Consider the following 21,640-nt stretch of genomic DNA (forward strand, 5'->3'; position numbering starts at 1 on the left):
CTACGTCCCACGAAGCGGGGACCGCTTCCCCGGTTGGGGGAGGCTCCATGCCGAGGAGGCCCCGGAATGAAGACCCCCGTCGCCGTCGTCGGCATCGAGGCGAAAGTTCCGCGCCCGCGCGCCGACGCCGTCCGCAACCGCGAACGCATCCTGGCCGCGGCCCGCGAGGTACTCGTCGAACTCGGCTCGACCGCCCCCTTCGACGAGGTCGCCCGCCGGGCCGGCATCGGCAACGCCACGCTCTACCGACACTTCCCGGACCGGGCCACCCTGGTCCACCACGTGGTCCTGTACGTCATGGGCCGCGTCACCGTCCACGCGGAGAACGCCCTCGCCGAGGTCGCGTCGGCCGACGAGGGCGACGCCTTCGCCGCGCTGTGCCACTTCACGCACGCGGCCGCCGACGAGCGCATCGGGGCCCTGTGCCCCATGCTCTCCGGGGACTTCGACCAGGAACACCCCGAACTCATCGCGTCCCGGGTCGCGTTGGAGCACGCCGTGCAGACGCTCGTGCTCACCGGGCAGGAGTCCGGGCTGCTCCGCGCGGACATCGGCGCGGGTGACCTGATGCTCGCGCTCTCCCAGCTCAGCCGTCCCCTCCCGGGTACCGGCTGCCCCGACATGGACCGCTTCGTCCACCGTCATCTCCAACTGTTCCTCGACGGGTTGCGGGCTCCGGCGCGCTCCGTGCTGCCGGGTGCCCCGGCGGCCCTGGGGGACCTCAGGCGGAAAACCATGTGACGCCGCCGGGTCGCACCCCTTAGCGTCGTAAATCCTCCCTAAACCTTGATTTTCAGTCATTCCGCACAGTGAGTGGGTACTCCCATGCCGAAAACAGCCGCGACCCTCGCGCCGGCTGCCGACCCCAGCCGCTGGAAGGCACTCGTCTTCATAGCCCTGGCCCAGCTGATGGTCGTCCTCGACGCGACCATCGTGAACATCGCCCTCCCGTCCGCCCAGACCGACCTCGGCATCTCGGACGGCAACCGTCAGTGGGTCATCACCGCCTACGCGTTGGCCTTCGGCGGTCTCCTCCTCTTCGGCGGCCGCATCGCCGACAAGTGGGGCCGCAAGAACGCCTTCGTCGTCGGTCTGATCGGCTTCGCCCTGGCCTCCGCGCTCGGCGGCGCCGCCACCGGCGAGGCCATGATGCTGGGCGCCCGCGCCCTCCAGGGTGCCTTCGGCGCGCTGCTCGCCCCGGCCGCGCTCTCGCTGCTGGCCGTCATGTTCACCGACGCCAAGGAGCGGGCCAAGGCCTTCGGCATCTACGGCGCGATCGCGGGCGGCGGCGGCGCCGTCGGCCTGATCCTCGGCGGCTTCCTCACCGAGTACCTCAACTGGCGCTGGACCTTCTTCGTCAACATCCCCTTCGCGATCGTCGCGGCCGTCGGTGCCTGGTTCGTCATCCGTGAGCCCGCCGGCGCCCGCAACCCCGCCAAGCTCGACATCCCCGGCGTGATCCTCTCCACCCTCGGTCTGGTCGCGCTGGTCTACGGCTTCACCCGCGCCGAGTCCGCCGGCTGGTCGGACACCGTGACCGCGACCATGTTCATCGCCTCGGCGGCGCTGCTCACGGCCTTCGTCTACGTCGAGTCCAGGGTGAGGTCGCCGCTCCTGCCGCTGCGCGTCCTGCTGGAGCGCAACCGCGGCGGCGTCTACCTCTCCCTGGGCCTCGCCGTCATCTCGATGTTCGGCCTGTTCCTCTTCCTCACCTACTACCTCCAGGTCGTCAAGGGCTTCTCGCCCGTCAAGACCGGCTTCGCCTTCCTCCCGATGATCGCGGGCATGATCACGGGCTCCACCCAGATCGGCGCCCGCCTGATGACCCGCGTCCCGCCGCGGCTGCTGATGGGCCCGGGCTTCCTGCTCGCCGCCACCGGCATGCTGCTGCTGACGCAGCTCGAGGTCGGGTCCTCCTACCCGGCGCTGATCCTGCCCGCGCAGCTCCTGCTCGGCCTCGGCATGGGTTCGGCGTTCATGCCCGCCATGTCCCTGGCCACGCACGGGGTGAACCCGGCCGACGCCGGTGTCGCCTCCGCCATGGTCAACACCTCGCAGCAGGTCGGCGGCGCGATCGGCACCGCCCTGCTGAACACCATCGCCGCCTCCGCGACGACCGCGTACCTGACCGACCACGCGGCCGAGGCCGCGGCCGGCGGTCCGGCGGCGAAGCTGATCCAGGCCCAGGCCATGGTCGAGGGCTACTCCTCGGCCATCTGGTGGGCCGTCGGCATCCTGGTGACCAGCTCGCTGATCGCCTTCACCCTGATCACCACGGGCCGCCCCGGCGCGGGTGCCCCGGTGGCCTCCGGCGAGGGCGCCGAGGCCGAGATCAAGATCCCGGTGGTCGCCCACTGACACCCGGGGCACGGGCCCGGGAATGACTGACGACCCCACTTCGTTCAAATTTGAACGAAGTGGGGTTAGTCTTGTTCCGCGGCCCCGCCCGACCACCGAGGAGTGTCCCGTGACCCGCATGCCGGCCCTGTACCTGAGTCACGGCGCACCCCCGCTGGCCGACGACCCGCTCTGGCCCGGTGAACTCGCCGCCTGGTCCGCCGACCTCCCCCGCCCCCGGGCGATCCTGATGGTCTCCGCCCACTGGGAGGAAGCCCCGCTCGCCCTCGGCGCCACCGAGCCCGTCCCGCTCGTGTACGACTTCTGGGGCTTCCCCGAGCACTACTACGCAGTGCGCTACGAGGCGCCGGGCGCCCCCGACCTGGCCGCCTCGGTACGGGCCCTCCTGCGGGCCCCGGGCACGCCCGTCCAGGACATCCCCGACCGGGGGCTGGACCACGGCGCGTACGTCCCGCTGGTGGAGATGTTCCCCGCGGCCGACATACCGGTCCTCCAGATCTCCATGCCGACCCTGGACCCCACCCGCCTCATGGACATCGGCCGCCGCCTCGCGCCGCTGCGCGACGAGGGCGTGCTGATCGTGGGCAGCGGGTTCTTCACGCACAACCTCGCCGCGCTGCGGCACACAGGCCCGGGCGTGCCCGGCTGGTCCGCGGAGTTCGACGCCTGGGGCCGGGAGGCGCTGGCCGCCTCCGACGTCGACGCCCTGCTCGACTTCGAGACGAAGTCCCCCGCGGGTCGCCTCGCCCACCCCCGCACGGAACACTTCGCCCCGCTGTTCGTCACCCTGGGCGCGGCCGAGTCCACCGGCGACCTCACGGCGCCCCGCACCCCCGTGGACGGCTACTGGATGGGCCTCTCGAAGCGCTCCCTCCAGTTCGGCTAGGCCGTCTCTTTCGGATCTTGCCGGGCGACGCGGGTCAGGCAAGATCCGGAAGAGACGGCCTGGACGGCCTGGTCCGGGTCCCGCAGCGCCTTCTCGTACCAGCGGACGTCCCAGAAGCGGTCGAATTTCCGGCCCGCCTCGGTGAAGTCCCCGACACGGCGGAAGCCGAACCGCGCGTGGAGGCGTTCCGAGGCCTCGTTCGGCAGGGCGATGCCCGCGTAGGCCCGGTGGACCGGCTCGTCGGCGAGCGCCGCGAACAGTGCCTCGTACAGGAGCGTGCCGACGCCCCGACCGACCGCGTGCGGCGCGAGGTACACGCTGACCTCCACCGAGCCCACGTAGGCCGGTTTCGGGCGGAAAGCGCTGCTTGTCGCGTATCCGGCCATTCGCTCGCCAGTCCAGGCAACCAGAAGCCGATGGGGGCCGTCTTCAGGGTGGGAGTGCAGCCAAGGGCGGCGCTGTTCCGGGGTGAAGGCCACCGTGTCGAATGTGACGGCGGTCTCACGGACGTAGTGGTTGTACAACGCCGTGAGTGCCGGCAGGTCGGCCGCCACCCCGGGCCTGACCTGCACCTCTTCGAGATCTGACCGCACACTGTCTCCTTCGGTGACGGGGCGTGGCGGGGCAGGATACTGCAAGATCTCGGAAAAGAGGGGCCGGCGTGGGAATTCTGTCCCGTTTCCAGTCGTTGTTTCCTTCGAAAGCGGGCACTCGGGAGAGTGTCCGAAGGACGCATCATCCGCACCACTCGGAGAACACGACGCGTCCCGCAGCCGCACCGCGACCGAACTCATCGCATCGCAAGGGAGCACGCATGGCAACCCGCGCCGTCGCCCGCCGTCAGTCCACGAGCAGCGCTCGCGCCGTGGGCGGGGAGATCGCAGACCGCGACCTGGTCGGCATGTACCTCGACGAGATCGCGCGCACCCCGCTGCTCGACGCGGCCAAGGAAGTGGAGCTCTCGCAGATCATCGAGGCGGGCGTGTACGCCCGACAGATCCTCGACGACGCGATAGAGCGTACGGGGGAGACCCCGGCCCGCGAGGAGCTGGAGGCGCTCGCCGCCGAAGGCGAGCGCGCCAAGGAAGTCTTCATCCGTTCGAACCTCCGCCTCGTCGTGGCCGTCGCCCGCCGCTACCCGCGCAGCGGCCTGCCGCTGCTCGACCTGATCCAGGAAGGCAACGCGGGCCTGGTCCGCGCGGTCGAGAAGTTCGACTACGCCAAGGGCTTCAAGTTCTCCACCTACGCCACGTGGTGGATCCGCCAGGCCATCACCCGCTCCATCGCCGACCAGTCCCGCACCATCCGCCTCCCCGTCCACCTGGTCGAGGAGCTCGGCCGGATCCGTCGGGTGCAGCGCGAGTTCAACCGCGAGAACGGCCGCGACCCGGAGCACACGGAGGTCGCCGCCGAGCTGGACTCGACGGCGAAGCGCGTCGGCGACGTCCTGGACTGGGCCCGTGACCCGGTCAGCCTCAACATGGCGGTGGACGACGACGGCGACACGCAGTTCGGTGACCTCCTGGAGGACACCTCGGCGATCTCCCCGGAGCAGTCCGTGCTCTCGCTGCTGCGCAGCGAGGAACTGGAGGACCTGCTCGGCAAGCTCGACCAGCGCACCGCGTCGATCATCAAGATGCGTTACGGCATCGACGACGGTCGGGAGCGTACGCTGACAGAGGTGGGCAAGCAGCACGGCCTGACCCGTGAGCGGATCCGCCAGATCGAGAAGCACGCGTTGCTGGAACTGAAGAAGATGGCGCGTGACACCGGCTTCGACGCCGTGGCCTGACCGGCCCGCGAAGAAGCCCCCTCCACGAGCCCCCGGCGCCTAACCCCCCCCAGGTGCCGGGGGCTCTCTCGTACCCGGACCGGCCCCCGGCCGCCCCTCGACCGGGGCCCGCTCGGCGCCGCCCCGGCTACGCCCCGGCCGCCGCGCTCAGCCGCTCCGCGAGCCCCCGCGCGCTGTCCGCCAGCGCCGCCGGCTCCCGGACCGCGAACCCCAATCCCGTCAGCGCCAGCCGCGCAGCCACCCATTCGGGCGTCTCCCCGGTGTCGAACCGCACCCGGCAGCCGCCCCGCTCCTCCACGGCGTCCGCCCGCAGCCACCCCGGCAGGGCGTCCACCGTCGCCGCGAAGGTCACCTCCACCCGGTACGTCTCCCCGCCCCGCAGCCCCCGCCGCACGAACTCCTCCGCCTCCATCGGCAGCACCCGCGCGGCGAACCGCGCCCCCGTCGCGAACGGCTCGCTCACCCGGTCCACCCGGAACGTCCGCCAGTCCTCGCGCTCCAGGTCGTAGGCCACCAGGTACCACCGGCTCCCGGTGCTCACCAGCCGATACGGCTCCACCAGCCGCCGCGTGGCCGCGCCGTCCCGGGCCCGGTAGTCGAACCGCAGCCGCTCCGGACCCGCCACCGCGGCCGCCATCGTCGTCAGGGTCCGCGGATCCACCGTCGCCCCGTCACCCCGGGACACCGCGACCGTCGCCGACTGCAGGGCGCTCACCCGGCGGCGAAGCCGCGACGGCAGGACCTGTTCGAGCTTCGCGAGGGCCCGTACGGAGGCCTCCTCGATCCCCTCGATCGCGTGCCCGGCACCCGCCCGCAACCCCACCGCGATGGCCACGGCCTCCTCGTCGTCCAGGAGCAACGGGGGCATCGCAGCGCCCGCCACCAGCCGATATCCGCCCTCCGAGCCCAGCGTGGCCTCCACCGGGTACCCCAGCTCCCGCAGCCGGTCGATGTCGCGCCGGATCGTGCGGGCGCTCACGCGCAGGCGCTCCGCCAACTCGCTCCCGGGCCATTCGCGCGGCGTCTGAAGGAGGGACAGCAGGGTGAGCAACCGCGCCGGGGTGTCGTTCATGGCTTCAGATTGCCGGAGAAATAGGTCACCGACTGACCTAGATGCCGTCTAGGTTCTTTCCCATGAGCACCGAGACAGCCAAGGCATCGCCCGAAAGAGAGAACGGGCCCGTACCAGAAGAGCGGAACGACACCCCCCTCACCGACGCAACCGGCGCATCAGGCGCCTCCGAGGCCGCGGCCGTCGCGGCTGCCGGCCCCGCGGACCGCCGCCGCTGGCTGGCGCTCGCCATCGTGATGACCGCGGCCTTCATGGACCTCGTCGACGTCACGATCGTCAACATCGCGATACCCACCATGCGCGCGAACTTCGGTGCCTCCACCAGCGCGATCCAGTGGATCACCGCCGGCTACGCGCTCGCCTTCGCCGCCGGCCTCATCACCGGCGGTCGTCTCGGTGACATCTACGGCCGCAAGCGCGTCTTCCTCATCGGCATCGCCGGCTTCACCGCCGCCTCGCTGCTCTGCGGCATCGCCGCCAACCCCTCCATGCTCGTCGCCTCCCGCGTCCTCCAGGGCGCCATGGCGGCCCTGATGGTCCCGCAGGTCCTGGCGATCATCCACGTCACCTTCCCGCCGCACGAGCGCGGCAAGGTCTTCGGCATGTTCGGCGCGATCGTCGGCCTCGGCGCCGTCTCGGGCCCGATGCTCGGCGCACTGCTCACCGAGTGGAACCTGTTCGACCTCGAATGGCGCCCGATCTTTCTGATCAACCTGCCCGTCGGCATCGCCGGCGTGCTCCTGGGACGCAAGTTCATCACCGAGTCCAAGGCCCCGAAGGCGCTGCGCCTCGACCTGGTCGGCGTCGTGCTCGCCACCCTCGCCCTGGTCATGCTGATCTTCCCGCTCACCCACGGCCGGGAGAACGACTGGCCGCTGTGGGGCTTCGTCTGCATGGTCCTCTCGCCGGTGGTCTTCGCGGGCTTCATCGCGTACGAGAAGCACAAGATCCGCAAGGACGGCTCCCCGCTCGTGGAACTGTCCCTCTTCAAGGTCAAGAGCTTCGCCGGCGGCATCGCCGTTCAACTGACCTTCGGCATCGCGACCGGCATCTTCTTCCTGGTCTGGACGCTGTACATGCAGATGGGCCTCGGCTGGAGCGCCCTGCGCGCCGGCACCACCGGCATCCCCTTCTCGATCGCCGTCTCGGTCGCCGCGGGCATGTCCGTGCAGAAGCTCGTACCGCGCTTCGGCCGCAAGGTGCTCCAGGCCGGTGCGCTCACCATGGCCGCGGGTCTGCTCCTCTACATCTGGGAGTCCGACCACTACGGCATGGAGATCGCCTCCTGGCAGATGGCCGCCCCGCTGGTCGTCATGGGCATCGGCATGGGCCTGATCGTCGCGCCGCTGACCGACACCGTGCTCTCACAGGTGCCGCGCGAGCACGCCGGCTCGGCCTCGGGCCTGATCAACACCACCGGCCAGATGGGCAACGCGCTGGGCCTCGGCCTGACCTCGGTCGTCTTCTTCGGGCTCATCGACGACGACAGGGTCCTCGGCGCCCCGTACGTCGAGGCCTTCCGCAGCGCGCTGTGGTGGGTCGCGGCGGTCCTGGTCCTGATCTTCGCGGTGATGTTCATGCTCCCGCGCAAGGCGGTATCGACGGAGGAGCGCGAAGGCGCCCACTAGCGCCGTGACACCGGGAACCATTCCGGTCACAGCACCAGGTCGTCCCTTTCGGATCTTGTCACCCCGGCAAGATCCGAAAGGGACGGCCCGGCCGCGAGGCGGTGCGCCGCGCGACAGACGGGCATGTCCGCTCTCCGGAGTCGGGCATGCCCGTTTATTTTGTTTCCGGGGCAAAACTGGGCGTACCGTGCAAGGGAACACACGCAATCGGGCATTCGGCGGACGTGAACGGACCTGGATCCACGTGTACGCACCTGAGCGCCGGCAAGAGATCCTCCGCCTCGCCCGCGAGGCGGGCCGGGTCGACGTCCTCTCCCTCGCCGACGGCTTCCAGGTCACGGCCGAGACGGTGCGACGCGATCTGACCGCCCTCGACCGGGCCGGCCTGGTCCGACGGGTGCACGGCGGGGCCATACCGGCCGGCCGCCTCGACTTCGAACCGGACCTCACCGAGCGCGAGGCCACCGCCGCCGACGAGAAGGACCGCATCGCGTCCGCCGCCCTCGCCGAACTGCCCGACGGCGGCAGCGTCATCCTCGACGCGGGCAGCACCGTCTCGCGGCTCGCGGCCGCCATCCCCGTCGACTCGGCGCTGACCGTGGTCACCCACGCCCTGCCCGCCGCCGCCCGGCTCGCGAACCACACCGGCGTCGACCTCCACCTCGTGGGCGGCCGGGTCCGACACCGCACCCGCGCCGCCGTCGACGCCTGGGCCCTGCGCGCGTACGGGGAGATCCGCGCGGACGTCCTCTTCCTCGCGACGAACGGCTTCACCCCGGACGGCGGTCTGACCACCCCCGACCTCGCCGAAGCCGCCGTCAAGAGCGCCGCCATGGCGGCGGCCCGCCGCGTGGTCCTGCTCACCGACTCCTCGAAGGCGGGCCAGGAACACTTCGCGCGCTTCGGCGCCTTCGCGGACATCGACCTCCTCATCACGGACACGGGGCTCGACCCCGCCCACAAGGCGGCGATCGAGGCCGCCGGTACGGAAGTTGCGCTCGTATGATCCTCACCGTCACCCCCAACCCCTCCCTCGACCGGACCTACGAGGTCCCCTCGCTCGGTCGGGGCGACGTCCTGCGCGCCACCGGAGACCGCGTCGACCCGGGCGGCAAGGGGGTCAACGTCTCCCGAGCCCTCGCGGCCGCGGGCGTCCGCACGACCGCGGTCCTCCCGCTCGGCGGCGCCCCCGGCGCGCTGATCGCCGAACTGCTGGGCGCACAGGGCGTGGACGTGACGGCGGTCTCGATCGCCGGACAGACCCGCTCCAACATCTCCCTCGCCGAACCGGACGGCACCCTCACGAAGATCAACGCACCGGGTCCGGAACTCGCCCCGGAGGAATCGGCGTTGCTCCTGGAGACGGTCCGGACCCACGACGGCAGCCCCGCCTGGATCGCCTGCTGCGGCAGCCTGCCGCGCGGCCTGCGCCCCGAGTGGTACGCCGAACTGGTCACCCGTGCCCGCGGAGCGGGGGCCCGGATCGCCCTGGACACCTCCGGCCCGGCGCTCCTCGCGGCCCTCCCGGCCCGCCCCGACGTCATCAAACCGAACGTCCACGAACTCGCCGCCGCCGTCGGCCGCCCGCTGGCCACCCTCGGCGACGTGGTCGACGCCGCCCGGGAACTGCGCGCCCTGGGGGCACGGGCGGTACTGGCCTCCCTCGGAGCCGACGGCCAACTGCTGATCTCCGCCGAGGGCGACCACTACGGCACCGCACCCGCCGCCGAGATCCGCAGCGACGTCGGGGCGGGCGACGCCTCCCTGGCCGGCTTCCTGATCGCCGGCGGCACCGGCCCCGCGGCCCTCGCCTCGGCCCTGGCCCACGGCGCGGCCGCCGTGCAACTGCCCGGCAGCGCCATGCCGACCCCCGCCGACCTGCGCCCCGACGCGGTCCGCGTGACCCGAGACCTACCGCTCGACCTCCCCCTGACCGAACCCGCCGCCGATTGAAGCGGGTGAAAGAGCCCGCGCCGGGTCACCGCCGCGAGCGGGGGACCTCCACACCCTGGCGGAGCAGGGGTGTGACCGTCGCCGCCCGACCCGGCCGGCCCCGTGTCAGCGAACCCGCGCGCGGAGCTCCATCGCCCCGCGTGCGGTGGTCTCGCTCTCGTAGACCTCGCACATGTGCCGCCCGTCCGGCGTCGCCGTGTGCTCGACCTCCCACAGGCTGACCTCGGAGCCGTCCAGGAGCACGAACGCGTGCTCGTACAGGCTGAATCCCGCGTCCCGCCCGGACGTCAGGCTCCGCCTCCCGCCGAACGCCTGGGTGATCTGGTGCGCGTACGCGGACCGCAGCCGCTCCGCCAACCGCTCGCCCGGCCGGTCCACGTTCTCCGCGCGCCGCAGCACCCGCCGGGCGTGGTCGGCGGACTGCTCCACCGTGTACTCCCGATGCCGCAGCGCCGGACCCGGAGCCGCGAACAGCGCGCCGAGCGGAGCCACGTCCTCGACCGGCCCGCCCCCGGACGGGGACGCCGCCAGATCCCGCGCCACCCGCGCGGGGACCTCGCCGAAGAGCCGGGTCACGGCCGTGCAGAGGTCCGCCTTGCTCGCGAACACCTCGTGTCGGACGGCCCGGTCACCCTCCTGCCGGTACGCCAACTCCCACAGCGCCTCCGAACCCCCGTCGGCCAACAGGTACGTGTGCCAGTGGGTCTCCCGCCACAGCCCCGCGGAGGGACTGTGGTGCGTGGTGGACAGCGAGGAGCTGTGGGCGAGCGCCGTCCCGAGGCGCTCGACCAGGAGGTCCGGCAGATCGAAGGAGTTGAGGGCGCGGCCCAGGAGTCGATCGAGGTGCGCCTCGGTTGTCTCGTACGGATCGCTCAAGGTGGGTCTCCAGGCCGTCGCAGCTTGTCACTTCACAGAAGCTCAACGTAACCCCTGGCTCTGACATCACGTCCGGGGTTCGGTAAAACGTCCGGGAAGCATCGGGGGTTCCCGCCACCCCTTCAGGTCAACTTGCGTACGAATAGGCATGATTGGCCCCGGTCTGGGGCATGGCGCGCGACCATGGGTCACATGGCAACGAACACAGTGGGCGTCCCGCGGCAGCAGGGTCGCCCCGACACTCGACGCGAGGACCGACCCGACGCCCCCGGAAAGGGGTTGGCGTGGCTGCTGGTGCTCACGGGGGCCGCCGGAGTGCTGGCCTCCTGGGTCATCACCCTCGACAAGTTCCTCCTGCTGGAGGACCCGAACTTCAAGCCCGCCTGCAGCCTCAACCCCGTGGTCTCCTGCGGCAGCGTGATGAAGAGCGACCAGGCGGCCGCCTTCGGTTTCCCCAATCCCATGCTGGGCTTGGCGGCGTACGCGGTCGTGGTCTGCGTGGGCGTGGGCCTGCTGGCCGGCGCCCACCACCGGGGCTGGTTCTGGCTCGGCCTGAACGCGGGCACCCTCTTCGGCACCGTCTTCTGCGGCTGGCTGATGGTCCAGTCCCTCTACGAGATCAACGCCCTCTGCCTGTGGTGCTGTCTCGCCTGGGTGGCGACGCTGCTGATGTTCTGGGCGGTCACCGCCCACACCGTCGCCGCGGGCATCCTCCCCGCACCCGGCCCGGTACGCGGGTTCTTCGCCGAGTTCGGCTGGGCTCCGCCCGCGTTGCACCTCGGCGTGATCGGCATGCTGATCCTGACCCGGTGGTGGGAGTTCTGGACGAGCTGACGGCCGACGACATGCGAGGGCCCCGGCGGCCGGTGGCTGCCGGGGCCCTCGTCACATCGCTCCACGGGCATCCACGGCCCGGACGTGAGGGGGAGCGGAGATCAGCTGCCGAGGGAGCCGTTGCCGGACAGGACCGGGATGTTGTCCAGGATGTGCGAGAGCGGCTCGTCGCCCTTGGCCTGGGTGGAGTTCTCGGTGCACTGCTGGTTCTGCGGGTTGGACAGGACGTTGACGTCCTGGACACCGATGTTGAGCAGGGCGACCAGCGACTGGGCGTTGACCTTGGCCGGCAGGCCGATGCAGGGCTTGTTCAGGGTGCCCTGGACCAGGCCGAGCTGCGGGCTCAGGTCGCCGCTGGTCTTCTGGTTGCCGTAGATCTGCGAGGCGCCGTTGCCGTTGACGGTGTTGACGCCGTTGTCGTTGCCGATGGCCATGGCCGGGGCGGCAGCAGCAGCGCCCGCGCCGACGGCAACGGCGGAGACCGCGGCGGCGGTCATGATCTTCTTGAGCATCATTGGTCCTTTTGTCGCACGAGTGCCCGCTAGTGGAGCGCCCTGATCAACTGCCCGGTGCCTGGTTGGTTCCGCTGCTTCACTCAAACGGCCCGCTTGGGGCGCGCTTTTCCCCAGCGAGGGTGAGGCGGCCCCGGACGCGTGCGCGAAGGCCGTACGCAGCCCTCAGTGGGACGTGCCGGCGCCCGCGTTCCGGTTGCGGAGCGTACGAGGTGTTCGCACGGTGGGTCAGGAAGCGGATCGCTCGGGTCCGCATTCGTGCGACCAGCAGAAGGAAGATTCATGCACCGCAAGCAGACGTTCCGCGCCCGCGTCCTCGTCCCCGCTGTCCTCGCGGTCGCCGTACTTTCCGGCGCTGTCGCCCCCGCGAGCGCCGCCGACAGCGGCGCGGGCGCGGCCCTCACGCGACGCGTGGAAGCCGTGCAGGAACAGATCGAGGGCATCGAGGCCCGCGCGGCCGCCGGGCCGATCGACGATCTGCTCGCCACGCTCCGCACGACGCTGGAGGGGCTGCTGAAGTCCCTGGAGGGCCTGTTGCCGGCCGGGGTGAAGCTGCCGCCGATCCAACTGCCCACGCTGCCGGAGATCCCGACCGTCCCGCAGGTGCCGGTCGAGGTCCCCAAGCTCCCGGAGATCCCCGCCGTGCCGGCCGCGCCCGCGGTCCCGGCCGTCCCGGCAGTACCCGCGCTGCCGGCCCTGCCCGCGGTGCCCGCCGTCCCCGCGCTGCCGGTGAACCTGGTGCCCGACATCCCGGCCCTGCCCGCGGTGCCCGCCGTCCCCGCGCTGCCGGTGAACCTGGTGCCCGACATCCCGGAGATCCCCGACGTGCCGTAGCCGTCGAGAGGGTGGCGGGGAACGGCCCGGAAGGGCGCCGGGGTCAAGACCATTGGGCTGAACAGGTCTGATTCGGTGCTCACCCGTGTCGTTTGGGAACCAGAACCGTTTCGCTCGGTGTGAGCCCCGGGATCGGGGCAGGACGTCGAAGAGAAGGTGCACTTCCCATGAACTCTGCTGCCAAGAAGGCCGCCGTGGCCCTGGCCTCCGCTGGTCTCGCTGTGGCCGGTGCCGCGGGCGCCGCTTCCGCCGACTCCTCGGCCGAGGGCGCGGCCGTGGGTTCCCCCGGTGTCCTCTCGGGCAACCTGGCCCAGGTGCCGGTCCACATTCCGGTCAACGTCTGCGGCAACTCGGTCGACGTCATCGGCCTGCTGAACCCCGCGTTCGGCAACGTCTGCGTCAACAACTGACGTCAGTCGACCTCATGACTGTGGGCGCCCCGGCCTCGCCGGTGGCGCCCACGGTCATGTCGCGTCCGGTCGGATTCAGCGACCGCCGTTGAGGTCCACGCCGCCGAGCAGCGGGGAGGCCTGGGTGGCACCGTTCGCGAGCTTCAGGGTCTCGCCCGGCAGGTCGTTGCGGGCCTTGTTGAGCGTCTGCACGGTGCCGACGACCTTGCCCAGGCTGTCGCCCTGCTCGGCCAGCGCCTCGTTGGGAAGGTTCTCGGTGGCGCCGGTGGTGGCCGTCAGCGCGTCACTCAGTCCCCCGGTCAGGCTCATGGGGGGCATCGCGGCCGGGGTCCCGGCGGCGAACGAGGGAGACGCGGCGCCGAGGAGGGCCACGGAGCCGGCGACGACAGCGGCGACCTTCGTGAACTTCATTATCGAAATCCTTTTCCAGCGGCGACCGTCGCGCCGCTTTCGACCTGGCTAACGATTCCCCGTCGATACGGAAACGCGCGAGCGAACGCGGCAACGGCCGGAGAATCCACCAGGGATTCTCCGGCCGACATTTCTTCTGATTACCGGTATTGCCGGTCAGGCGATACGGGACCTTCGGTACAGAATGGCGCCGCCCAGGATCAGAGCCGTGGCGAGGGCGGCCGCGGCGGCCTGTTGACCCGCTCCGGTGGCCGCGAGTTCCGGTACCGCGGCCGGGGCCGGGACGGCCACCATCGGCGGGAGGGCGGGGGCCGCAGCGGCGACCGGAGCCGGGGCGGGCGCCGGTACCGGGGGCAGGTGGACGGGGAGGTCGCCGGCGGGAGCGGCCGGCGGCTGGTCCGCGGGGCGCACGACCTCCGGCGCGGGGTGCGTCACGGGCATGCTGCCGCGCGGAGGCCCGGTGACCTCGTCCTCGAACGACGGACCGGGGGCGGGCGCCGGGAGCGTCTTCGGCTGCTCCCACTCGGGCTCGGGCGCCGGAAGCGGTACGGGTGCCTCCTGGACCGGGGCGGGCGCCTCGGGCATCGGAACGGGCTCGGGCAGCGGCTTCGGGGCCGGGTGCTCCGCGACGGGACCCGGCAGCGGGTGCGGCCGGGGGAGCGGCCTCGGAGCCGGGGGCGCCGGGTGGGGCACCGGGGCGGCCGGGTGCTCCGCCTGCGGGCGGGGCTCGGGGTTCGGGGGGCCGACCGGCGGGTGGTCGTCGCACTCCTCCTCCGCGCTCCCGTGGCCGCCCTGGTGACGGGGGTCCGCATGCCGGGCCTCGTCGTGGCGGGGCGCCGCGTGCCGGGGTGCCGCGTGCTTGGGCGCCGCGTGCTTGGGTGCCTGCCTGCGGGGCTCTTCGTCCCGCTGTTGCGGCATCGCGTGCCGGCCGCCCTGACGCTCGTCGAGGTAGCGCTCGAACATCGCGGCGTGTTCGGGGCCGAGGTGCCGCTCGTAGTCGTAAGCGGCGTCGGAGCCGGTGGTGGTGGCGCAGGTGTTGCCCATGGAGGGGTTGAGCGCGGCACCCCCGTCCACGCTGTTGCCGCACACGTTCGGCGCGAAGGTGATCGGTACCGAGACGCTGTTGCCGGACAGCACCCCCGGTGAGTGCGAGGCCTCGGCCATCGCCCCGGGATGCGCGTAGGCCGCGCCGGTCGCGATCGACAGCAGGCTGGAGGCGGCCGCCGCCGTGAGCATCCCCTTGCCCAGCACCTGTCGGCTCAGTACCTGTCGCATGGGTCCTTCCCTGTCTACCGGCGCTGCGGCCGGTGCTGTATCGAAGGAGGCCTCGGAGTGCACCGCCGTGCACTCCGAGGCCACCCCGAGGAGGTTCGCCCTCGCGGGCGCAGACGCTTCGTCAGGCGTTGACGCAGGTGTTGCCGAACGCGGGGTTCAGCAGGGCGATCACGTTGACGGTGTTTCCGCAGACGTTGACCGGGACGTGCACCGGAACCTGGACGAGGTTCCCGGAGGCGACGCCGGGGGAGCCGATGGCCTGGCCCTCGGCGGCCGAGTCGGCCATGGCGGGGGAGGCTGCACCGGCGGCCATCAGCACGCCGGCGGCCAGCACCAGTGCCTTCTTGTACGTCATTTGTTTTCGATCCTTCCCGCAGAGGCGTATCCACTGCACAAATAACAACGAGCGGGTCCGGCAAAAGAAACCGCGAATTTTCCGGGGCCGTTCCGCATTTCACTCCGATGCTCGCGCGTTAAAAGTCGCGCGGGGTGTGGAATTCGTGGGGGCGGATTTCCGGCCGTTCCCGCGATTCGAGTGCCCTCACACGCGGCGAGGCCGCCGCGACCCGAAGGTGCGACGGCCTCGTTCCCCGGACCCGGCCGGGGGAATGCCCACGTACGGGGCGGCGGTCAGCTGCCGGCGGAGGCGTTGCCGGAGAGGACCGGGATGTTGCTGAGGATGTGCGACAGGGCCTCGTCACCCTTGGCCTGGGTGGAGTTCTCGGTGCACTGCTGGTTCTGCGGGCTGGACAGGACCGGGATGTCCTGGACACCGACGTTGACGAGGGCCAGCACGGACTGGACGTTGGCCTTGGCCGGCAGGGCGATGCAGGGCTTGTTGAAGGAGCCCTGGATGAGCGCCATCTGCGGGCTCATGTTGCCGTACGTGGCCTGGTTGCCGTAGATCTGCGCCGAGTTGTTGCCGTTGGCGGTGTTGATGCCGCCGTCGTTGCCGATGGCCATGGCCGACGGGGCCATCGCGGCACCCAGACCCACGACGGAGGCGGCAACCGCTGCGCCGGCTACAAACTTCTTGATCATTGTCGTCCCTTTTTTGCAGGATTGCCCGGTACTGGAGCACCCGGATCAACGGCGCTGCCCCGGCTCGGGTTGCGTGTCTTCACTCGGATGCCGAAGTTTCGGGCGCCGCGGTTGACGTCGGGCGTTGACGCCGATGGCGCCGGACGCGGGGCGGGTGTCGTGGGTGAGGCCGTTCGCCGGAGCGTCGTCCCCGACGCGCCGACCCCTTCCGGACCCCGTTTTCCCTTTCGGTTCCGAGCGGTGGGGCAACCCCCATAACGACCCGCCCACTTTGAGGGTGCGTGTTATCGCCCAAAAGGCCGTACGAGCGAGTCCGGCGTGATTTCCAGCCTGATTTCTGACAAAGTTCACTCCTGTTTTGTCCCCTTGATCGAAAATGGAGACAGGGTCATGGGTTCCTCCCGCAGAATCCTCGGCGCACTCGGTCTGCTGTCCTGCCTCACACTTTCGGCGAACGTTCCGGCGGCCGGTGCGGCGGTCCTCGCCGGTCCCCGTGTCTCCGACGTCACCGTCAAGGAGCAGGCCCGGATCCCCTTCACGCAGCGTTACCAGGCCGTGCTGAACGGCGGGCTGGTCCGGGCCTCGAACTCCGGGATCAGCTGTCGCAAGGAGGAGAACCCTCAGGCCGAACCGTGCGCCGACGTCCAGCGCGGCGCCGCGGGGGTCAACGGCGACTACGAGATGTTCTACAGCGAGGTCGACACGGACCCCGACACCTACAACTCCACCCGGGCCGAGCTCAAGGTCCCGCAGGGCGCGAAGGTCGAGTACGCCCGGCTGTACTGGGGCGGGAACCTGCGGGTCGGCGAGCAGAAGCCGCCGGAGGACAACGGCCGCGTGCTGGTCGCCGAGCCGGGCGGCGCGTACAAGGAAGTCCTCGCGGACACCGTGATCGGGCACCGCAGTGACGCGGGCAGCGACGCCTACCAGGCCTCGGCGGACGTGACCCCGCTGGTCCGCAAGGGCGGCGCGGGGATGTGGACGGTCGCCCAGCTCAACATCGCGATGGGGCACTCGGTGGTGGGGGCCTGGGGCGGCTGGACGCTGGTCGTCGCCTACGAGCACCCGCAGGAACCACTGCGCCGGGTCTCCGTCCACGACGGGTTCGACGGGCTGGTCCCGGGGGCGGGCGAGGCCGCCGGTCGGACGGTGGAGGTCGCCGGGCTGGACGCGCCGGCCGGGTCCGTCGGCAAGGCCGGGGTGGTCGCCTACGACGGGGACCGGGGGGTCCTCGGGGACTCACTGACGGTGACGGCGGACAGTGGCCGGCGTGTGAGTCTCAGTGATTCAGAAAATCCTTTTAATGATGTTATGAATTCCACGATCACGGAATTCGGACGTCCCTCGTTCGTGCGACAGCCCGAACATATGAATACCCTCGGATATGACGCGGACGTGTTCGATCTGAGTCCCGCCCTGTCCGGTGGTGCCCGCAGCCTGAGTTTCAAGTTCACGGGCGAAAGTCAGGGCCAATTCCTCGGTGTGCTCTTCGTTCAGACAGACGCGCGCCGCTGAACGTAGGAGATCACTCCACGTGTCGACCAACCGTTCGACAGCAGATTCGTCCCCGGCGGTACTCCGTACCGTCCTCCATCTCGTCCAACCCGTGGACGGCGGGGTCGCCCGGGTCGTCACCGACCTGGTCCGGGCGCAAGCCGCCGCCGGACTGCGCGTCGTCGTCGGCTGCCCGCGCGGCGGCCGACTCGCCGACGACGCCCACGACGCCGGCGCCGAGGTCCTCACCTGGCGCGCCGGGCGATCCCCCGGGCCCGGGCTGCCCGCCGAGGTGCTCGGCGCCGCGCGGCTGATCCGCCGCGTCCGCCCCGATCTGCTGCACGCCCACAGCGCCAAGGCCGGGTTGGCCGGGCGGCTGGCCGCGCGCGGCACCGTGGCGACCGTGTTCCAGCCGCACGCCTGGTCCTTCGACGCCGTGGGCGGCGCCACCGCCGCGCTCGCGCTGCGCTGGGAACGGTTCGGTGCCCGGTGGGCCGACCGGGTGCTCTGCGTCAGCGAGGCGGAACGCCGGGCCGGCGAGTCCGAGGGGATCACCGCCCGCTGGTCGGTCATCCGCAACGGCGTGGACACCGACCACTTCCGGCCCGGCGCCGCCGACCGCGACCTCGACCGGGCGGCGGCCCGCGCCGAACTCCCGCTGCCCGCCGAGTTCCGGGGCGACGCGACGCTCGTCGTCTGTGTCGGCCGGCTCTGCCCGCAGAAGGGCCAGGACCTCCTGCTCAAGGCCTGGCCGCAGGTGTCGGCGACGGTCCCGGGCGCCCGACTGGCCCTCGTCGGGGACGGCCCCGACACCGAACGGCTGCGCCTGGGAGCCCCGCCGGGCGTCCTCTTCGCGGGGGCCGCCTCCGACATCCGACCGTGGCTTCGGGCCGCCGATCTCGTTGTACTGCCGTCGCGGTGGGAAGGCATGGCGCTCGCCCCGCTCGAAGCCATGGCCTGCGGTCGCCCGGTCCTGGTCTCCGACGTCAGCGGTGCCCGGGAAAGTCTGCCGCCCGGCCAGGGGCGGCTGTGCCTGGTGCCACCGGAGGACCCGACGGCACTGGCCAAGGCCCTCTGCGGGCTGCTGGCCGAGCCGCGGCTGCTCGCCGAACTCGGGGAGCGGGCCAGGGAGCACGCCCGGACCGACTTCGACGTACGGCGGACCACGGACGCGGTCACCGGCCTGTACCACGAACTGCTGGGCAGGCCCCGGCCCTTGAACCAGGAGCGCATCAGCCGATGACGATGGACAGCGCACCCGCCCGGCACCCCGGGCAGGGCGGCACGGGGCCCGCCGGGAGCAGCGCCTTCGCGCCCGCGCCCCCCACCCCAGCCCGCCGTTCCGTGACCGCCATCCACCCCCCGCGCGGGCCCCAGGTCGAAGCGGCCAGGACCGCCGTCCGGCCGCGGCGCGTCCGCCCCCGCGACCGGGTCGTCCCGCTGGTGACCTCCGACGCGCTGGCCGCCGTGCTCACCGTTTCGGCCGTACCCGGACCGGGCCTTCCGACAGAGGCCGCCCTGCCCCTCGCGGTCCTGCTCCTCGCGCTGCACGCGCAGGCCGGGCTGTACCGGCCGCGGCTCGCGCCCTCCGCGCTGTTCGAACTGCCCGCGCTCGCCGGTCGGGCCGCGGTCCTGTGGTGCGGGGCCGCCGCCGTCCTGGCCGCCTTCCACCCCCGACAGGCCATGGGGTGGAGCGAGCTGCTCGGCACCGTCTGCCTCCAGATCCTGCTGGTCTGCGCCGGCCGGGGCCTCGTGAACCAGCTCCACCGGCGCGCGGCGCTCCGCTCGCCCGCCTCCGCGCTCGTCGTCGGTCCCGGCGCGGGCGCCGGGGCGGTCGCCACCGCCCTCCACGGGCGACCCGAGTACGGACTGCGGCCCGTCGGGATCGCCGACACCGGCGCCGGCGACGGGGAGCACGCCCCCCTGCCGGTGCTCGCCACCCACGAGGACATCCGGCGGGCGGTCATCCAGAACTCCGTCCGGCACGCCGTCTTCACCCGCCCGCCGGAGGCCGACGAGCGCACCGCCTCACTGGTCCGGCTCTTCCACGACCACGGCTGCCGGCTCTGGCTCGCCGACCCCGCCGGCACCGCCAAGGTCACCGGCATGCGGGTGGCACAGCCGGCCGACCAACTCTGGGGGTACGCCGTGCAGCCGCTGCTGCCCCGCCCCTCCCGGCCGTTGGAGCGGTACGCGAAGCGGATCATCGACTCCTCGCTCGCCGCGCTCGCCCTGCTGTTCGCCGGGCCCGTGATGGCCGCCTGCGCCCTGGCCGTACGGCTCGTCGACGGGCCCGGTGTGATCTTCCGGCAGGAGCGGGTCGGGCTGTACGGGCGCCCCTTCACCCTGCTGAAGTTCCGCACCCTGAGCGCCGATCCGCACGAGTCCGCCACCCGGTGGACGGTCGCCGGCGACCGGCGGATGAGTCCGGTCGGCTCCTTCCTGCGCAAGTCCTCGCTGGACGAGCTGCCACAACTGTGGAACGTCGTACGGGGTGACATGAGCCTGGTCGGTCCTCGCCCCGAGCGGCCCTTCTTCGTCGCCAAGTTCAGCAGCGTGCACCCCGGTTACGAGGCCCGCCACCGGATGCCCGTCGGGATCACCGGACTCGCGCAGATCAACGGACTGCGCGGGGACACCTCCATCGAGGACCGGGCCCGCTTCGACAACCACTACATCGACACCTGGTCGCTGTGGCAGGACCTGTGGATCCTCGCCCGCACCGCGGCCGGGTTCTTCCGCTTCCGGCTGGGGGGCAGCTGAGCATGAGCCTTGCCGTATCGAGCCCCCGGGTCCGCCCGGACGTCGGTGGGCTGCTGCGCCGGCACTGGCCGTTGCTGCCGCTCGCCGCGACCGTCCTGTTCCTCCTCGCCCCGCTGCCGGCGGGCGATGCCACCACCTCGGGCAAGGTCGGACCCGCCGACGCCGCCTCACTGCTGCTCGTCCTCGTGTGCGCCGTACAGGCGGTGCGCGGCCGGGTGCGGGCGCTGACCCCGTTGGGGGCGGCCGTCCTCGGACTGCCCGCCGTGGGGCTCGCGGTGGCCACCGTCACCGCGGGGGACCCGTACGCGGCCCTGCCCGGGTTCGTCCGCTACCTCCAGGTCTTCGTGCTGGTCCCGGCGGCGATCGTGCTGCTGGTGCGGGACGCCCGCGAGTTCCGGTCGGCCGCCGCCTGCTTCGTGGTGCTGGCACTGGTCCAGGGAGCCGTCGGAGTCGCGCAGTTCGCGACCCACACCGGCGCCTCGTACCAGGGCGAGGACATCCGTGCCGTGGGCACCTTCGGCCCCGGTGACGTCATGGGCATGGCCACGGTGGTCGCGTACGGGCTGATCGTCGCGACCGCCGCCGCACTGTCCCCGGGACTGCCGCGCCGCGTCCGCAGGGTCGCGGCCGGGTGCGCGCTCGCCCTGATCCTGCCGCTGGTGCTGTCGTTCAGCCGGGGCGCGTGGATCGCCACCCTCGGCGCCGCCGTCCTCGTCATGGCGATCGCCGGGATCCGGCGGGCGCTCAAGGTACTGGTGGCGCTCGTCGCGCTCGGTGTGGTGCTCGTCGGCGGGCTCGGGGTCGGCTCCGAGATGGTCGCGGAACGACTCACCTCGATCACCCAGGTCTCCGACGCCCCCGACCAATCGGTCACCGACCGCTACACCATGTGGGCCGCCGCCGAGTCGATGTGGCGCGAGCGACCCGCGGCCGGCGTCGGCCTCAAGGGCTTCCCGGCCCACCGCGACGGCCACTCCGGCCTGGCCCTGTCCGCCGGCAGCGACACCGGGGGCGCGGGTCAGGCGTTCATCAAGCAACCGCTGCTGTCCCCGCACAACATGTACCTGCTCGTGCTCAGCGAGCAGGGTCTGATCGGACTGACCGCACTCGTCGGCGGCTGGGCGGTGCTGCTGGTCGCGGGCGTCCGCCGGTGCGCCTCCGGCCGAGGCGCCCGGGACTGCGGGCTGATCGCCGTCGGGCTCCTGGCGTGGCAGTTGACCGATTTCCTCTACGCGGACATCGGCGGGCCGTCCACCGTGCTGACCGGGGTGATCATCGGGCTCGCCGCCTGGTGGGCGCTGTCCTCCCCGGGCGACCCGGAGGGCGTGTTCGCGACCGGCACCGGACGGGGCCGACCGGCCGCCGAGTGGCCGGCCGGCCGGTGACGGGCACCCCGCCCTGGCGGCCCGCGGCCGCGGCGACGGACCTCGCCGCGACCGGGGGCCGTCCGCCGCGGCCGGCGGAACCGGGCGACGCCCGAGGCGCCGGCGCCCACGGGGAC

The 21,640-nt window shown here is 72.0% G+C and carries 22 protein-coding genes; 14 read left to right on the plus strand and 8 right to left on the minus strand.

Annotation, left to right across the window (positions count from 1 at the left end):
* Nucleotides 1–66 precede the first annotated feature (66 nt).
* The 3 genes from ACFYW3_RS29210 (at nt 67) to ACFYW3_RS29220 (ending at nt 3,244) form a co-directional block, all read left to right on the plus strand.
* Nucleotides 67–741 carry a TetR/AcrR family transcriptional regulator gene (locus ACFYW3_RS29210; RefSeq protein WP_389387858.1) on the plus strand — a complete coding sequence of 225 codons (675 nt, stop codon included), beginning with the start codon at nt 67–69 and terminating at the stop codon, nt 739–741.
* 84 nt (nt 742–825) lie between these two features.
* Nucleotides 826–2,358 (plus strand): MFS transporter, encoded by a 1,533-nt coding sequence (locus tag ACFYW3_RS29215; protein ID WP_351750000.1) that lies wholly within the window; start codon nt 826–828, stop codon nt 2,356–2,358.
* 118 nt (nt 2,359–2,476) lie between these two features.
* A complete protein-coding gene (locus ACFYW3_RS29220; RefSeq protein WP_351750070.1) occupies nt 2,477–3,244 on the plus strand; it encodes a class III extradiol ring-cleavage dioxygenase in 768 nt (255 codons plus the stop codon).
* Here ACFYW3_RS29220 and ACFYW3_RS29225 read toward each other — a convergent pair.
* Nucleotides 3,241–3,816 carry a GNAT family N-acetyltransferase gene (locus ACFYW3_RS29225; RefSeq protein WP_389387893.1) on the minus strand — a complete coding sequence of 192 codons (576 nt, stop codon included), beginning with the start codon at nt 3,814–3,816 and terminating at the stop codon, nt 3,241–3,243. The genes ACFYW3_RS29220 and ACFYW3_RS29225 overlap by 4 nt on opposite strands.
* 242 nt (nt 3,817–4,058) lie before the next feature.
* Here ACFYW3_RS29225 and ACFYW3_RS29230 point away from each other — a divergent pair, with 242 nt between their 5' ends.
* Nucleotides 4,059–5,036, plus strand: coding sequence for a sigma-70 family RNA polymerase sigma factor (locus tag ACFYW3_RS29230; protein ID WP_351749998.1), 978 nt, complete (start codon nt 4,059–4,061; stop codon nt 5,034–5,036).
* A 127-nt stretch (nt 5,037–5,163) separates the two neighbouring features.
* Here the strand turns inward: ACFYW3_RS29230 and ACFYW3_RS29235 are convergent, their stop codons facing one another.
* Nucleotides 5,164–6,108, minus strand: a complete 945-nt coding sequence (locus ACFYW3_RS29235) for a YafY family protein (protein ID WP_351749997.1) — start codon at nt 6,106–6,108, stop codon at nt 5,164–5,166.
* A 62-nt stretch (nt 6,109–6,170) separates the two neighbouring features.
* Here ACFYW3_RS29235 and ACFYW3_RS29240 point away from each other — a divergent pair, with 62 nt between their 5' ends.
* The 3 genes from ACFYW3_RS29240 to pfkB all read left to right on the plus strand — a co-directional run bounded on the left by ACFYW3_RS29240 (nt 6,171) and on the right by pfkB (nt 9,689).
* Complete coding sequence (locus ACFYW3_RS29240; RefSeq protein ID WP_389387859.1) at nt 6,171–7,736, plus strand: MFS transporter; 1,566 nt, start codon at nt 6,171–6,173, stop codon at nt 7,734–7,736.
* Between the two features lie 244 nt (nt 7,737–7,980).
* Complete coding sequence (locus ACFYW3_RS29245; protein ID WP_351749995.1) at nt 7,981–8,742, plus strand: DeoR/GlpR family DNA-binding transcription regulator; 762 nt, start codon at nt 7,981–7,983, stop codon at nt 8,740–8,742.
* Complete coding sequence (pfkB, locus tag ACFYW3_RS29250) at nt 8,739–9,689, plus strand: 1-phosphofructokinase (RefSeq protein ID WP_389387860.1); 951 nt, start codon at nt 8,739–8,741, stop codon at nt 9,687–9,689. Before ACFYW3_RS29245 ends, pfkB begins: the two co-directional genes overlap by 4 nt.
* A 105-nt stretch (nt 9,690–9,794) precedes the next feature.
* On the opposite strand, the gene ACFYW3_RS29255 is transcribed toward pfkB, so the two are convergent.
* Complete coding sequence (locus ACFYW3_RS29255; protein WP_351749993.1) at nt 9,795–10,565, minus strand: DUF6227 family protein; 771 nt, start codon at nt 10,563–10,565, stop codon at nt 9,795–9,797.
* A gap of 192 nt (nt 10,566–10,757) precedes the next feature.
* Here ACFYW3_RS29255 and ACFYW3_RS29260 point away from each other — a divergent pair, with 192 nt between their 5' ends.
* Complete coding sequence (locus tag ACFYW3_RS29260; protein WP_351749992.1) at nt 10,758–11,399, plus strand: vitamin K epoxide reductase family protein; 642 nt, start codon at nt 10,758–10,760, stop codon at nt 11,397–11,399.
* Nucleotides 11,400–11,500: 101 nt separating this feature from the next.
* Here ACFYW3_RS29260 and ACFYW3_RS29265 read toward each other — a convergent pair whose 3' ends face one another.
* Complete coding sequence (locus ACFYW3_RS29265; protein ID WP_351750069.1) at nt 11,501–11,911, minus strand: rodlin; 411 nt, start codon at nt 11,909–11,911, stop codon at nt 11,501–11,503.
* A 282-nt stretch (nt 11,912–12,193) separates the two neighbouring features.
* Between ACFYW3_RS29265 and ACFYW3_RS29270 the strand changes: the two genes are divergently transcribed.
* Entirely contained in the window at nt 12,194–12,745 is a 552-nt protein-coding gene (locus ACFYW3_RS29270) for a hypothetical protein (protein ID WP_389387861.1), read from the plus strand.
* Nucleotides 12,746–12,912: 167 nt separating this feature from the next.
* Nucleotides 12,913–13,155 (plus strand): chaplin, encoded by a 243-nt coding sequence (locus ACFYW3_RS29275; RefSeq protein WP_351749990.1) that lies wholly within the window; start codon nt 12,913–12,915, stop codon nt 13,153–13,155.
* A gap of 75 nt (nt 13,156–13,230) precedes the next feature.
* On the opposite strand, the gene ACFYW3_RS29280 is transcribed toward ACFYW3_RS29275, so the two are convergent.
* The 4 genes from ACFYW3_RS29280 to ACFYW3_RS29295 all read right to left on the minus strand — a co-directional run bounded on the left by ACFYW3_RS29280 (nt 13,231) and on the right by ACFYW3_RS29295 (nt 15,882).
* A complete protein-coding gene (locus tag ACFYW3_RS29280) occupies nt 13,231–13,566 on the minus strand; it encodes a hypothetical protein (RefSeq protein ID WP_053679633.1) in 336 nt (111 codons plus the stop codon).
* 156 nt (nt 13,567–13,722) lie between these two features.
* Complete coding sequence (locus ACFYW3_RS29285; protein ID WP_389387862.1) at nt 13,723–14,841, minus strand: chaplin family protein; 1,119 nt, start codon at nt 14,839–14,841, stop codon at nt 13,723–13,725.
* Nucleotides 14,842–14,962: 121 nt separating this feature from the next.
* The gene (locus ACFYW3_RS29290) at nt 14,963–15,196 is read right to left on the minus strand and encodes a chaplin (protein ID WP_324289527.1); all 234 of its coding nucleotides are present in this window, start codon (nt 15,194–15,196) and stop codon (nt 14,963–14,965) included.
* Nucleotides 15,197–15,471: 275 nt separating this feature from the next.
* Nucleotides 15,472–15,882 (minus strand): rodlin, encoded by a 411-nt coding sequence (locus tag ACFYW3_RS29295; RefSeq protein WP_053679627.1) that lies wholly within the window; start codon nt 15,880–15,882, stop codon nt 15,472–15,474.
* Between the two features lie 390 nt (nt 15,883–16,272).
* On the opposite strand from ACFYW3_RS29295, the gene ACFYW3_RS29300 reads away from it, so the two are divergent.
* The 4 genes from ACFYW3_RS29300 to ACFYW3_RS29315 are packed head-to-tail and all read left to right on the plus strand — an operon-like array spanning nt 16,273 to nt 21,524.
* The gene (locus ACFYW3_RS29300; RefSeq protein WP_389387863.1) at nt 16,273–17,397 is read left to right on the plus strand and encodes a DUF3344 domain-containing protein; all 1,125 of its coding nucleotides are present in this window, start codon (nt 16,273–16,275) and stop codon (nt 17,395–17,397) included.
* Between the two features lie 19 nt (nt 17,398–17,416).
* Nucleotides 17,417–18,619, plus strand: a complete 1,203-nt coding sequence (locus ACFYW3_RS29305; protein WP_351749987.1) for a glycosyltransferase — start codon at nt 17,417–17,419, stop codon at nt 18,617–18,619.
* 2 nt (nt 18,620–18,621) lie between these two features.
* Nucleotides 18,622–20,139 carry an exopolysaccharide biosynthesis polyprenyl glycosylphosphotransferase gene (locus ACFYW3_RS29310; RefSeq protein WP_389387894.1) on the plus strand — a complete coding sequence of 506 codons (1,518 nt, stop codon included), beginning with the start codon at nt 18,622–18,624 and terminating at the stop codon, nt 20,137–20,139.
* A 2-nt stretch (nt 20,140–20,141) separates the two neighbouring features.
* The gene (locus tag ACFYW3_RS29315; RefSeq protein ID WP_351749986.1) at nt 20,142–21,524 is read left to right on the plus strand and encodes an O-antigen ligase family protein; all 1,383 of its coding nucleotides are present in this window, start codon (nt 20,142–20,144) and stop codon (nt 21,522–21,524) included.
* Nucleotides 21,525–21,640: the final 116 nt, after the last annotated feature.

This window comes from Streptomyces sp. NPDC002602, assembly GCF_042889445.1.
Lineage (GTDB): Bacteria > Actinomycetota > Actinomycetes > Streptomycetales > Streptomycetaceae > Streptomyces.

What these genes read in the sequence shown, in the direction of transcription:
- ACFYW3_RS29210 (WP_389387858.1), top strand. Translation starts at nt 67, where the DNA reads ATGAAGACCCCCGTCGCCGTCGTCGGCATCGAGGCGAAAGTTCCGCGC.
- ACFYW3_RS29215 (WP_351750000.1), top strand. Translation starts at nt 826, where the DNA reads ATGCCGAAAACAGCCGCGACCCTCGCGCCGGCTGCCGACCCCAGCCGC.
- ACFYW3_RS29220 (WP_351750070.1), top strand. Translation starts at nt 2,477, where the DNA reads ATGCCGGCCCTGTACCTGAGTCACGGCGCACCCCCGCTGGCCGACGAC.
- ACFYW3_RS29230 (WP_351749998.1), top strand. Translation starts at nt 4,059, where the DNA reads ATGGCAACCCGCGCCGTCGCCCGCCGTCAGTCCACGAGCAGCGCTCGC.
- ACFYW3_RS29235 (WP_351749997.1), bottom strand. Translation starts at nt 6,108, where the DNA reads ATGAACGACACCCCGGCGCGGTTGCTCACCCTGCTGTCCCTCCTTCAG.
- ACFYW3_RS29240 (WP_389387859.1), top strand. Translation starts at nt 6,171, where the DNA reads ATGAGCACCGAGACAGCCAAGGCATCGCCCGAAAGAGAGAACGGGCCC.
- pfkB (WP_389387860.1), top strand. Translation starts at nt 8,739, where the DNA reads ATGATCCTCACCGTCACCCCCAACCCCTCCCTCGACCGGACCTACGAG.
- ACFYW3_RS29260 (WP_351749992.1), top strand. Translation starts at nt 10,758, where the DNA reads ATGGCAACGAACACAGTGGGCGTCCCGCGGCAGCAGGGTCGCCCCGAC.
- ACFYW3_RS29265 (WP_351750069.1), bottom strand. Translation starts at nt 11,911, where the DNA reads ATGCTCAAGAAGATCATGACCGCCGCCGCGGTCTCCGCCGTTGCCGTC.
- ACFYW3_RS29270 (WP_389387861.1), top strand. Translation starts at nt 12,194, where the DNA reads ATGCACCGCAAGCAGACGTTCCGCGCCCGCGTCCTCGTCCCCGCTGTC.
- ACFYW3_RS29275 (WP_351749990.1), top strand. Translation starts at nt 12,913, where the DNA reads ATGAACTCTGCTGCCAAGAAGGCCGCCGTGGCCCTGGCCTCCGCTGGT.
- ACFYW3_RS29280 (WP_053679633.1), bottom strand. Translation starts at nt 13,566, where the DNA reads ATGAAGTTCACGAAGGTCGCCGCTGTCGTCGCCGGCTCCGTGGCCCTC.
- ACFYW3_RS29285 (WP_389387862.1), bottom strand. Translation starts at nt 14,841, where the DNA reads ATGCGACAGGTACTGAGCCGACAGGTGCTGGGCAAGGGGATGCTCACG.
- ACFYW3_RS29290 (WP_324289527.1), bottom strand. Translation starts at nt 15,196, where the DNA reads ATGACGTACAAGAAGGCACTGGTGCTGGCCGCCGGCGTGCTGATGGCC.
- ACFYW3_RS29295 (WP_053679627.1), bottom strand. Translation starts at nt 15,882, where the DNA reads ATGATCAAGAAGTTTGTAGCCGGCGCAGCGGTTGCCGCCTCCGTCGTG.
- ACFYW3_RS29300 (WP_389387863.1), top strand. Translation starts at nt 16,273, where the DNA reads ATGGGTTCCTCCCGCAGAATCCTCGGCGCACTCGGTCTGCTGTCCTGC.
- ACFYW3_RS29310 (WP_389387894.1), top strand. Translation starts at nt 18,622, where the DNA reads ATGGACAGCGCACCCGCCCGGCACCCCGGGCAGGGCGGCACGGGGCCC.
- ACFYW3_RS29315 (WP_351749986.1), top strand. Translation starts at nt 20,142, where the DNA reads ATGAGCCTTGCCGTATCGAGCCCCCGGGTCCGCCCGGACGTCGGTGGG.